The organism is Roseococcus sp. GW821-FHT12F05, from assembly GCF_058806835.1.
In genome coordinates, this window is sequence record NZ_JBXAQB010000032.1 from 1 (window position 1) to 11921 (window position 11921).

At 65.0% G+C, this 11921-nt stretch carries 12 protein-coding genes; 8 read left to right on the top strand and 4 right to left on the bottom strand.

Going from position 1 to position 11921, the window contains the following annotated elements:
• Positions 1-260: 260 nt before the first annotated feature.
• Positions 261-914 (bottom strand): hydrolase, encoded by a 654-nt coding sequence (locus AC1ROY_RS33650; protein WP_493153329.1) that lies wholly within the window; start codon positions 912-914, stop codon positions 261-263.
• 152 nt (positions 915-1066) lie between these two features.
• On the opposite strand from AC1ROY_RS33650, the gene AC1ROY_RS33655 reads away from it, so the two are divergent.
• Positions 1067-2032: a LysR family transcriptional regulator gene (locus tag AC1ROY_RS33655; protein ID WP_493153330.1), complete on the top strand. Its 966-nt coding sequence runs from the start codon at positions 1067-1069 to the stop codon at positions 2030-2032.
• 124 nt (positions 2033-2156) lie between these two features.
• On the opposite strand, the gene AC1ROY_RS33660 is transcribed toward AC1ROY_RS33655, so the two are convergent.
• The 3 genes from AC1ROY_RS33660 to AC1ROY_RS33670 are packed head-to-tail and all read right to left on the bottom strand — an operon-like array spanning position 2157 to position 4392.
• Positions 2157-2549, bottom strand: a complete 393-nt coding sequence (locus AC1ROY_RS33660; protein WP_493153319.1) for a hypothetical protein — start codon at positions 2547-2549, stop codon at positions 2157-2159.
• Positions 2546-3895: a recombinase family protein gene (locus AC1ROY_RS33665; protein ID WP_493153331.1), complete on the bottom strand. Its 1350-nt coding sequence runs from the start codon at positions 3893-3895 to the stop codon at positions 2546-2548. Before AC1ROY_RS33665 ends, AC1ROY_RS33660 begins: the two co-directional genes overlap by 4 nt.
• Positions 3892-4392 carry a DUF2924 domain-containing protein gene (locus tag AC1ROY_RS33670; protein ID WP_493153332.1) on the bottom strand — a complete coding sequence of 167 codons (501 nt, stop codon included), beginning with the start codon at positions 4390-4392 and terminating at the stop codon, positions 3892-3894. The genes AC1ROY_RS33665 and AC1ROY_RS33670 overlap by 4 nt, the downstream gene beginning before the upstream one ends.
• Positions 4393-4748: 356 nt before the next feature.
• Between AC1ROY_RS33670 and AC1ROY_RS33675 the strand changes: the two genes are divergently transcribed.
• The 7 genes from AC1ROY_RS33675 to AC1ROY_RS33705 all read left to right on the top strand — a co-directional run bounded on the left by AC1ROY_RS33675 (position 4749) and on the right by AC1ROY_RS33705 (position 11835).
• Positions 4749-5906: a hypothetical protein gene (locus AC1ROY_RS33675; protein ID WP_493153333.1), complete on the top strand. Its 1158-nt coding sequence runs from the start codon at positions 4749-4751 to the stop codon at positions 5904-5906.
• Positions 5907-5946: 40 nt separating this feature from the next.
• Positions 5947-6828, top strand: coding sequence for a hypothetical protein (locus AC1ROY_RS33680; RefSeq protein WP_493153334.1), 882 nt, complete (start codon positions 5947-5949; stop codon positions 6826-6828).
• Between the two features lie 102 nt (positions 6829-6930).
• On the top strand, positions 6931-7113 hold the full coding sequence (locus AC1ROY_RS33685; protein ID WP_493153335.1) for a helix-turn-helix transcriptional regulator: 183 nt from the start codon (positions 6931-6933) through the stop codon (positions 7111-7113).
• A gap of 48 nt (positions 7114-7161) precedes the next feature.
• Positions 7162-9399: a phage/plasmid primase, P4 family gene (locus tag AC1ROY_RS33690; protein ID WP_493153336.1), complete on the top strand. Its 2238-nt coding sequence runs from the start codon at positions 7162-7164 to the stop codon at positions 9397-9399.
• Between the two features lie 423 nt (positions 9400-9822).
• Positions 9823-10080, top strand: a complete 258-nt coding sequence (locus tag AC1ROY_RS33695; protein ID WP_493153337.1) for a hypothetical protein — start codon at positions 9823-9825, stop codon at positions 10078-10080.
• A complete protein-coding gene (locus AC1ROY_RS33700; RefSeq protein ID WP_493153338.1) occupies positions 10070-11359 on the top strand; it encodes a site-specific DNA-methyltransferase in 1290 nt (429 codons plus the stop codon). The genes AC1ROY_RS33695 and AC1ROY_RS33700 overlap by 11 nt, the downstream gene beginning before the upstream one ends.
• On the top strand, positions 11356-11835 hold the full coding sequence (locus AC1ROY_RS33705) for a hypothetical protein (RefSeq protein ID WP_493153339.1): 480 nt from the start codon (positions 11356-11358) through the stop codon (positions 11833-11835). The genes AC1ROY_RS33700 and AC1ROY_RS33705 overlap by 4 nt, the downstream gene beginning before the upstream one ends.
• Positions 11836-11921 lie beyond the last annotated feature (86 nt).

The window sequence follows — 11921 nt, forward strand, 5'->3', positions numbered from 1 at the left end:
GCACGGGAGAAGCGTGGGCTGATGACGTGCGCGAGCTGCGGATAACCTCGCGTCGCCAATGTGTCTGAGTTTGGCCGTAAGCGGAACGGCCGCTTCCTGACGCTGCCATCGGAAAGCGGACCCCTCAGGAGCAAAGCTTCGATGTCTCGTTTGCGGCTGTCGGACGCTCCTTCCAGGAGGGAATGGGGATGACGATGCCCGATATGCCATAGCCCGCTTGGGGGCACATCTCTCACGCTTCTCGTCATCCCCCGCACGCTTCAGCCCGCGGTGCTCGGCACCGGCGTGTTGAGCAGCTGCTGCTCCCACAGATAGGCGATGCCGCTGCCGCCGGCATGCTGCGTGATCACCTCGGTCAGCTTGGCGGCAGTTTCAGCCCGGGCCCAGTCGCGCTGCCACTCGGCCGCCAGCGCCAGCCAGGTCATCATGTTCGCGCCGGCCGCGATCATGCGCTTGATGGCGACCTCATGGGCCTCGACCGAGACGCCACCGGACGCATCGGTGATCACCGTCACGTCCCAGCCCTCGCCGAGAGCCTGGATCGCCGGCATCGCGACGCAGACCTCGGTCCACAGGCCGGCGATGACCAGCTGCTTGCGGCCCGTCGCCTTGACCGCGTCCACCACCTTCGGGTCCTGCCAGGTGTTGATGAGCGTCCGGTCGATCACCTCCTGGCCGGGGAAGACATCGGCGATCTGGGGGAAAAGCAGGCCGCCCCGTGCCGCGATCACGGTGGTCAGGATGGTGGGGACACCGAAAGCCCTGGCGGCTTTCGCCAGCCCGGCCGTGTTGTTGATCACCATCTGCGGTTCGTGGCTGTTCACGTTCGCCAGCTGGTAGGGCTGATGATCGATCAGCACGAGTACGGAATCCTCGGGACGAAGAAGCGAAGCAAGGCCATTGCGAAAGGTCATGTGTCCATCCTCTGCCGCTGTTGTGAGCGAGGTGCTCGCGGAAGGACATGCGCCGACTGCGGCCACGTCCCGGGATGGACATTGTCGTTCCTGCTTGCGGTGCAGTAGCCCTGCACGGTGCTAAGCTGTGTCGCACATCGGGGAACGCCATCTTGGACATCGAGGATCTGCGGACCTTTGTGGAGGTTGCCGATGCCGGTGGAGTTTCGCCCGCTGCCCGGCGGCTTGGCGTCTCCAAGTCGATCGTCAGCCGGAGCCTCGTCCGGCTCGAGGCGGAGCTTGGCGTTCAGCTTCTTGCACGGACCACCCGCGGCGCCGCACTGACGGAAGCCGGAAGCACGTTTCGGGAGCATGCCGCCAAGGCGTGCGCCGAGATCGACCTGGCGAGGGAAACGATCCTGCCTGCCGGTCACCTCTGCGGCCGCTTACGAGTTGCCGTGCCGCTGACCTTCGGACCAACTCACCTCGCCCCCGTGCTCGCCGACATGGCACGGCGACACCCACAACTCCACATCCACGCATCCTACACCGATCGCTTCGTCGACCTCATCGCGGAGGGCTTCGATTGCGCGATCCGGATTGGCTATCTCCAGGATTCCAGTCTGATCGCGAGACACGTCGGGCCCATCTACGGCCAGCTTGTTGCCAGCCCAGACTACATCGAAGCGCACGGTTCCCCCGAGACGCCGGATGAACTCGTCGCGCATCAGGCGCTCATGCAGGGGACCGAAGCGTGGCAGTTCCTGGATGGCGACAAGATCATCACGGTTCGCCCGCAGGGACGCTTCAAGGCCGACAACGCCACCGCGCTTGCCGCCGCCGCAGTGGCAGGCCTTGGCATCGCCTGGATCCCGGACGGCATCGCCCAGGAGTATCTGGCCTCTGGCGCGCTTGTTCCCATCATGACGCGGTACCCGCCGCCTCCGGCGGGAGTCTACGTGATCCGGCCGCCCAGCCACCTTCCCTCGCGGAAGATACGGGTTCTCACCGATCTGCTGATCGTGTGCTTCGATCAGGCCTCGAAGCCTGACGGTGCGGATTCCAAGACAGGGATGGAGCGTGGCTCCACGCTCTCCGCGCAAAAGGGGAGGCGGGCGCGGTCAAGGACAGACCCATAGGGATCGCGCCATAACGATGCAGGTCTAAGGCCTCGATCGCGAAAGCTTACGTCCGCTGCCAGGAGGCCCAAGACGGCCCGCGGATGACCGGAACGGGCGCAGAGCCGACTCAAGCCTCGTGGTGCTAAGGAGCCAACAGAAGATCCTGCTGACGCGTCCAATCTCCGGGAAACGGCTCAAGCACCGCCGGCAAGGTGATCCCCTCACAGTCGAGCCCGTCGAGGATTGCATCGACGATATCGGGCGCCAGAAGCGTCAACCGCAGCAGCGTGCCGAGATAGCCGCGCTCAATTCTCTCCGCGCGCGCCATCTCAGTGATTGACCCGTACCGCCCCCCGTCCAGCAGCTTCTGGTATCGGAACGCTCGCGCCAGTGCCTTGAGCAGCGCCGGGTCGGACCGCGTCGACTGCACATCCTCATTGCCATCTTTGGGCACTGGCACGATGACCGTCTTGCGCCCAGCCTTCCGGCCGATCTCAAGCGGCACCCGAACGGTGATGCTCTCCGCCTCGCTCATGCTGCCGCCAGCGCATGCGGGCTGATGGCGCCCAGGTCGCGAACCAGGCCAGCGAGCCCCTCCACCCTCAACCGGATATCCGCGCCGGCCGGTCCGACGGTGACCCGCTCAACCAGCGCCTGCACGACCCGCGCCTGCTCCGCCGGGAACAGCTCGCCCCAGAGCGGATCCAGTCGCTGCAGCGCCTCCCGTGTCTCGTGCTCGGTCAGCCCAGGCGCCTCGGACTGCGCCGCCCGCCAGGTGCCCACGACGACCTCCGGCTGCCGCAGCAGCGCCCGCACCTGATCCATCACCGCCGTCTCGATAGCCGCGGCCGAAACACGACGCACGATGCAATCGCCGTCATGCACACCACCCTTAAGTACCCTCTGGGCCACGTAGTAGCGGTACAGACGCCCTCGTCGCACCGCATGCGTCGGCGACAGCGCGCGGCCATCCGTCCCGAAAATCAGGCCCTTCAGGAGAGCCGGGGCATGTTGGCGCGGCTGAGTCCGAGCGCGCGGGCTGGTCTGCAGGATAGCGTGCGCCTGATCCCATAGCTCGCGCGACACGATGCCCGGATGCTCACCAGGAAATACGTGCCCCTTGTGCGTCACCTCCCCCACGTAGGTCCGCAGGTTCAGCAGCTTGTAGACATCACCCTTATCGAGCAGCCGACCCGAGCGGCTGGTCACGCCCTCGGCCTGCAGCCGCCTGGCAGTCTCAGTGACGGATCCTGTCTCGACGAAAAGCCCGAACACCCGGCGGACCCGGGGCGCCTCGTCTTCATTCGGGATCAGCTTCCGATCCTTCACGTCGTACCCGAGCGGCACCTTCCCGCCCATCCACATCCCGCGCGCCCGGGAGGCGGCGAATTTGTCGCGGATTCGCTCGCCAATGACCTCCCGCTCGAACTGCGCGAAGGACAGCAGGATGTTCAGCGTCAGCCGGCCCATCGACGTGGTGGTATTGAAGCTCTGCGTCACGCTGACAAACGTCACGCCATGCGCGTCCATCACCTCCACCAGCTTGGCGAAATCCATCAGCGAGCGGCTGAGGCGATCAATTTTGTAGACCACAATCACATCGACCAGGTCGGCCCGGATGTCGCGCAGCAGGCGTTGCAGCGCCGGTCGCTCCAGCGTGCCGCCGGAGAAGCCGCCATCGTCGTAGCGGTCCCTGACCAAGACCCACCCCTCGGCCCGCTGGGACGCAATATAGGCTTCGCACGCCTCGCGCTGCGCATCGAGGGTGTTGAACTCCTTGTCGAGCCCTTCGTCCGTGCTCTTCCGCGTATAGACCGCGCAGCGCAGCTTCTTCGTGGTGGACGGCATGATGCCATCGGCGGGGAGCTTGCGGCGGCTCATGCGCCCGCCCTCCCCTTCAACCCAAAGAAGGTCCAGCCATTCCAGCGCGTGCCCGTGATGTGCCGCGCGATGGCAGAAAGCGATCGATACGGCCGCCCCTCAAACTCGAAGTCATCGGGACGGACGGTGACGACATGCTGCACGCCATCATGCTCGCGGATCAGCCGCGTGCCCGGCAGCGGCCGGTTGTCGGCGCGGATACGCCGCAGCACGACATTGCCGCCGTCCAGCTGCTCGCCAAGCGCCTCGAGGCGCGCCCGAGTCTCCGGCTTCAGCCCGCCATAGGCCAGTTCCTGGATGCGATAGGCGAGCCGGCTGGTGATGTAGCTGCGACTGAAGGGCGGCGGCTCCTTGCTGTAGAGCTGGCGCCACTGGTCCTTCAGCTGGGCGATCGGCGCGGTCTGTATCCAGGCCAGCCGGCCCAGCACCTCGTCTCTCGAGATGGCAGGTATGGTCGGCAACGGGGTCGCAGCCGGCGGGGCAACTCGGATGGTCATGGGATCTCCCTCGGTTTGGGAGTGACACCACCGCTCTGAAGCCGGTCGAAGTGTAGCGAAGTCTCTCCGTGAACCCCGAGGTCGCGGTCGAAGTCCTCGGCGGTGCGGCGGCGAAGCCGCACCATCCCAACCGCCAGGATCGAGCACACATCGCGCAGGTGTGGCGTCAGGTGGAGGTTGGGGGTCGTGGTCGGCATTGCACGAGCACCATTGCCCGGGCGGTCATTCCGCACACAACTCTGAATTCCACCCCTGCGAAGTCGAGCGAAAACAAAGGAACAGCAGAGTGACTTGCTGTGCTAAGTTGTCAGAGTGTGGAGGGTCGAATCGGGGGATCGGCCGCCGGGGAATTGAACATGACTCTCATCGATTTCTTACGCAGCATCAGCTCGGCCGACCTGATCGAGTATTTTCGGATCAGGCACATTTCGGTTCCGGACGACATTCCGTGGCAAGCGCCCGCCCAGCTCAAGGCCGATTGCTTGCAGACTGCTCTCGACACGTTAGGCGACCTCGCTGTTGCCCGCGTGGCCAATGATGCTGAGCGCGTCGATCACATGGCTGACGAGGCGGGCCAAACCGCATTGGAGTCCGTCTCGACCCAACCAGTCGAACTCGCGGCACGAGAAAGCGGGCGGGCGCGGGCACTCTGGCTTCTCCTCCACCATCCGGCGGAATTCGCCCGCGCTGAAGAGGCCCGCTACGCCGATGATCGGCGAATGGGACAGCGCTGGGACGGCTTTCTGACCTCGAAGGACGTGACAGTCCTGCGCTCGCCCGATGCGAGGGATAACCTGCGGAAAGCCGTTGCGGAGCATTTTGGCAGCAACCGCGCGATGGTGGAGATCTGCAACCGGACGCGGATCGAAGAGGAAGAGGCAAAAAGGCTGGTCCAAGTCGCCATCTATCGCGAGGGCCGTGCCGAGTATCGCCGCCAATTCAACGGGGAGCAGATCGAACATGTCCCGGATCGACCAGTCGTCGAGGCGACCGTCACGTACGAGCCCGATATCGGCCTGATCGAAGCCGTGGCACCGACGGCTGACCATCGCCTGAAGCTCGCCCAGATGGTCTGCGAGCACCTCCTGCAACAGCCGCTTTCCGGGGAACGCTTCCAGCTTCGGCGCTATAATCTCGACGTCCTTCGCCGGCCGTTCGAGTTCCCCACGGACCCCGTCGACCATATAGAGCGGGTGCAACTCAAGTCGCTGCGGCTGATGCCGTTCGACGCTCCCTCCGACAGAATCACGCTTGAGTGCATGAGAGGCTCGAAGCGCGACCTCTGGCAGTTAGCAGCCCAGCAATTTGGCGAGAACGACCCTCTGCTACGCGGCCACCGCATCACCCGAGCTTCGTTCAGCGTCCAGTTCAATCTCAAAGGGCCGAACGGCAAGCGGACAATGCCTGTGACCATCACTATGCCTGCCGGCTGCGACGTGAAGGATAGGACCAAGCGCGAGCAGCTCATCGGTCGGAAGTATCTCGCGCGCTGGGGCATCGTTGCACAAGCCTAACTCCCAAGCGGGCGGTCTCGGCGGGCCGGCGGTCCGGCTTGTGCTGGAGTTGCTGGAACTGCGACAGCCAGTTGTTTCTGCCGCCGCCATAGAGCTCATTGGTGCCGCTGCTTACCAGCTTAGGAATGCAGCGCTGCTCGTCGCGGAAGGCCACGAAGCCGTCGCGACTTCCGCCACGGGGCATGACGATGTGCCGTTGCCGGTCGTGCAGCTCCCAAACGGCTCCCCTGGTGTGTTCGATCCTGTGCATGGTCCGGTGGCGATAGAGCCTACGCAGTTAGCGATGTACCGCCTGGACATCACTGCTGCGCTGCAAGAGATGACGGCTGGTCTGAAGTTCGCGTTCCGTCAGCGCCCGCACGAGTTGCTTGCAGGAATGATTTGGGATCTTGGCTCAGTTCGGCTCCTCCGTAGTGCCGTTCACTCCCTCTGGTTTGTGAGGCGAATCAATCGTTCGGATGTTCAGCGAGCCATCGTACAGGCGCTAGATGCCCGGCCGACCGAGCGGGTGCGCGTGATCGTGACGACTAGCGAGCCATCCGGATTCCCGGAATCTCCAGCCGGCACGGTGGTCATGTCTCTGGGAGAGATCCTGCTCGCGCCTGATGGGCTTGCCGTGTCGCCGGAATTTCTGGCGGGCCGGCTGCGGAAATTCGGCGAGGTTCCAGCACCGGATCGGCCGCACCTGTCACCGGACGAAACTGCCCTCCAAGTCGGCTCCACCACGATCATGCTGCTCCGAAGCGGCGACAGGAAGGCGGCCATCCGAAAGCTGCTTGCGGCGTCGCAGGCCGGCCATTGGACGAAGTCGAAGGCCATTTCCGGTGATGGCTCTCTCAGGCGGTTCTTTGGCCCGGACAATTGGGCGAAGCTCAAACCCCTCCTCGAACAAAGTCCGAGCGGCTGGCGGTTCCGCCTCTGACAGTTCTTCGCCTTGTTGTTCGCTCTCTAGACGCCTGACTGTCCGCCGTGGAGGCGGGCCAGATTCCACGCATCGGTTCACCCTGTTGCGAGGATCATCGACGTGGCTATCCGGCACCTTCATCAACACGATCTCGCCGAGCGCTGGCGGATCTCCGAGCGTACCCTGGAGCGCTGGCGCTGGCTCGGCATCGGCCCCGTTTACATCAAGATCGGCGGCCGCGTCGTCTATGCGCTCGAGGATGTCGAGGCCTATGAGGCCCGGCAGCGCAAGGTGGGTGGCTGACCATGCACAGGCGCAGCCACAATCTGTCCAGGTGGACCGAGGTCGGTCATGCCTGATGGCTTCGACCGTCCCTCCGTCACGGTGGCCACTCTGTCCGGGCTGCCGCGATGGGTTGCGTGGCAGACCGAAGGTCGCGGACCGCAAGGAAAGGCGACCAAGGTTCCCTATGCACCTGACGGCCGAAAGGCCAGGGCGGACGCGCCAGCGACCTGGGGCAGCCGAGACGCTGCCGAGATTCGGGCTGCAAAGCTGCCACGTCCGTTCGGTGCTGGTGGCGTCGGCCTCGAGTTGGGCGACCACAATGGTCTTGCGATAGGCGGTATCGACCTCGACACGTGCCGATCGATGCCGACGGGAGCGCTGGCACCGTGGGCGTCGGAGGTCCTGGAGCTGTTCGCTTCCTATGCAGAGGTCTCGCCCTCGGGGACGGGAGTGAAGATCTTTTTCCTTTATGACGGAGCCGAACTGCCGACCCTGCGCAATGTCATGGGAACGGAGCACGGCAAGCAGTTCAAGCGGAAGTCCGGAAGCGACCATCCTCCCGCCATCGAACTTTATCTGGGCAACCGGTACTTCGCCGTGACGGATCAGAGGTTGGAGGGTGCTTCGGTCGAGCTGAAGCTCGTGTCGACTGAGACGCTGATCGACCTCATCGAGGTGATCGGCCCCGAATTTGTGGGGGCTGCGCCAGAGGAAAAATCCCGCTCCACCAAGCAGCCTGGCCAGCAGAAGCGCAAAGCAGCCGGAACCGATCGGTCCCGCAGCACCGTCGCCTTCAGGATCGCGTGCGAGACGCGCCGCGCAGGCGGCACCTTCGAGCAATTCGTGGCGGCGCTTGATGCCGACGCTGACGCCAGGGCTTGGAAGGAGGAGAAAGGCGACGACCGACAGCTGCAGCGCACGTGGGACGCCGCCGGCGATGCCATCAATGAAGATGTCCTCCTCACTGAGCACGGTGTGGCAGTCGCCTTCGTCACACGATATCGCGATCGCCTTCGCTACTGCCACAGCGCCGGCGCCTGGTACGAATGGACCGGCACCTTTTGGCGTCGAGACGAAAAGCACGTCGGCTTCAGCTTCGCCCGCCTGATCGTCGCCGACGCCAATTCCAACACGGAATTCAAGACGCAGGCGATCACAGGCAAGGCATCCTTCGCGGGAGGTGTGGAGAGGTTTGCTCAGCGCGACCCGGCGCTCGCGGTGACGGCGCTCGAGTGGGACCGCGATCCCTATCTGCTGGCCACGCCCGGCGGTGTCGTCGATCTCCGGACGGGCCAAACCCGGCCCGCGCAGCCGGCCGACATGATCTCGCGAATCACTGCTGTCGCGCCCGCACCGCCCGATGCCGACTGCCCGACATGGCGGAAGTTCCTGGGCGACGCGACGCAGAATGACGTTGCGCTTATCGGGTTCCTAAAGCGTTGGTGCGGCTATTGCCTGACTGGCGACACGAAGGAGCACGCACTTCTGTTCGGCTTCGGTCCGGGCGGCAACGGCAAATCCGTGTGGCTCAACACCATCGCGAACATCATGGGCGACTACGCGGCGGTGGCCGCCATGGACACCTTCACCGCGAGCCACAACGACAAGCATCCAACCGACCTGGCGATGCTTCACGGCGCACGTCTCGTGACGGCAAACGAAACCGAGGAAGGGCGGGCATGGGCCGAGGCCCGCATTAAGCAGATGACCGGCGGCGACCCCATCACGGCACGCTTCATGCGCCAGAACTTTTTCACCTATTGTCCGCAGTTCAAGCTCACCATCATCGGCAATCACAAGCCCAGCCTCAGGAACGTGGACGACGCGGCCAGGCGGCGTTTCAACGTCGTTCCATTCATTCATAAGCCCGAGAAGCCCGATCGCGAACTCGAGGCCAAGTTGCGAAAGGAATGGCCGGCCATCTTGGCATGGTGCATCGACGGCTGCCTGGCGTGGCAGTCGGGTGGCCTGATGCAGCCGGACATCGTGAAGGCGACGACGGCGGAGTATTTTAAATCGCAGGACCTCTTCGGCCGCTGGTTGGACGAGTGCTGTGACCTGCATGCCAATTGGTCGGCTCGTCCCGGTCAGCTCCTGAAGAGCTTCATGGATTTCTGCCAGGAGAACGGCGAGCCCACTGCGGACAACCGACGGCTACGCGGCTTGCTCGAGAAGATGCCCGCCATTCACTACACAACCATCAATGGCTTGCCCTATGTCCGAGGCATCAAGCTGTTGACGGATGCTGAGCGCCACGACCGCCAACAGAAGGCTGACCAGGAGGCGAACGCGAAGCCAGGGTGAGGGGTAGTGAGGGGTTCACCGGTTGATGCGCCACACGTGCGCGCGTGTAGCAGGAGAATCGGTAGACCCCCCACCACCCCTCACCCGATGGGCTTTCCACATTGCCGGCAGCCTCCCGTTTTCACGCTGGGCAGGGTCGCACCGCAAAACAAGGAACTCTATCGAAGTTCTGTCACGATGTATTCGCGCCGTGCATTGCTTAGATTCAGCGGGCCGCAACGGAGTGCCGCGCGTGCCGGCTCGCTGCTTCCCGACCTACAAACCGCAGGGCCCCGTCCATGGGCGCGCCTGGCTTCGCCCCGACGCCGGAGCAGCGTCGCATGGTCCACGCGATGGCCGGCTACGGCGTGCCGCAGGACGACATCGCGCTGGCCATCGGCATCACGTCGCACCCTGCGCAAGCACTTCAGGCACGAGCTGGATATGGCCGTGATCGAGGCCAACACGCGCGTGGCGCAGTGCTTCTTCAAGCAGGCGACGACGCCCGGGAACGTTGCGGCCAGCATCTTCTGGCTCAATGCGCGCGCCGGCTGGCGCGAGAAGCAGGTCGAGCAGGCGCCGCTCGTGCCCGAAACCAAGTCGCTCCCCGTTGAGATCGTCATCATCGATCCGGTGAATGCCACGCGGGAGAACGTTAACTGGAACCCGCCTGTCTTGGAGGGTCGCACTCGTGACGCCTGACATCGCCGGCCCCTCCCCCATCTTTCCGGCCTACAACCGGGCCCGCGTCGAGGATCTCGTGCCCTACGCGAGAAACGCGCGCACGCACTCGGCGGCCCAGGTCGCGCAGATCGCCGGCTCGATCAAGGAATTCGGCTTCACCAACCCGGTGCTGGTCGACGGCGACCGCGGCATCATCGCCGGCCACGGCCGTGTCATGGCTGCGCGCCAGCTGGGCCTGGTCGAGGTGCCGACCATCGAGCTGTCCCACCTCACGCCCACCCAGCGCCGGGCCTACATCCTCGCCGACAACCGCCTTGCGCTGTCCGCCGGCTGGGATGACGAGATGCTGCGGCTTGAGCTGGGCGAGTTGAACAGCGACGGTTTCGACCTGGCGCTCACCGGCTTCAGCGAGGACGAGCTGGCGGGCTTCCTGCTTGAGCCGACGACCGGGCTCACCGATCCGGACGAGGTGCCTTCGCCGCCCGAGATCCCCGTGTCGCGGCCCGGCGACGTGTGGGTGCTCGGTCGGCATCGGATCATTTGCGGCGACAGCACTGACGCGGCGGTGGTGGAGGCCCTCCTCGCCGGCGTTCGCCCGCACCTGATGGTGACCGATCCGCCCTACGGCGTGAACTACGACCCGGGCTGGCGGAACCGCGCTGGCATCTCCAGCACCGAGCGCACAGGCCTGGTCGAGAACGACCACCGCGCCGACTGGAGTGAAGCCTGGGCCCTCTTTCCTGGCGACGTTGCCTATGTCTGGCACGGCGCGCTGCACGCCACAACGGTCGCCGAGAGCCTGACCACCTGCGGCTTCGAGATCCGCGCGCAGATCGTCTGGGCGAAGGAGCGGCTCGTCATGGGCCGCGGGCACTACCATTGGCAGCACGAGCCCTGCTGGTATGCGGTCCGCGGCGGGGCCACCGGGCATTGGTCGGGCGACCGCAAGCAGACGACGCTGTGGAGCATCCCGTCCCGCGACCAGGACGCGACCACGACCCACGGTACCCAGAAGCCGGTCGAATGCATGCGCAGGCCGATCGAGAACAACTCCTCGCCCGGCCAGGCTGTCTACGAGCCCTTCAGCGGCTCCGGCACCACCATCATCGCAGCTGAGATGTCGGGCCGCGCGTGCCACGCGGTCGAGCTGTCGCCGGCCTATGTCGACGTGGCCGTGCTGCGCTGGCAGGCCTTCACAGGGCACCTGGCGGTGCTGGAGGCCGATGGTGCCAGCTACGAGGCCACGGCCGCCCAGCGGGCCGCTGAGGCCGCGTCCGACGCCGAAGCAGCGCCATGACCCAGGGCCTGTCTTACTGCCCGACGGAGGAGCAGCGGCGCACGGTGCGGGCCATGTCGGGCTATGGCATCCCGCAAGAGGACATCGCGACGTTCTTCGACATCGACGCCAAGACGCTGCGCAAGCATTTCCGCAACGAGATCGACAAAGGCTCCATCGAGGCGACGAGCAAGGTGGCCCAGTCGCTGTTCCGGATGGCCACCGAGGGCAAGAACGTCGCGGCGGCGATCTTCTGGATGAAGGCGCGTGCGGGTTGGCGGGAGAAGCAGCAGGTCGAGCACGAGTTCGCGCCGGGTGCGGTGATCAGCGGCGGGCACCCTGCGGAGGACCTCACCGATGAGGAGCTGATGCAGATCATCCGTCGGGGCCAGCATGCGGACGATCCGAGGAGGCCGCGCGCCGGGAGGTTCGCGATTGATGTCGCGCCGGAGATGACGGCTGAGGAATGGCAGGACCGATATGCGCCCAAGCCGTGACCGCCCTCAATCGCAGCATGTTCACGACCGACCAACGACCGTTGATCGGTGGTGAACAGGGCTGGCTGCAATTGGCCTAACATGGG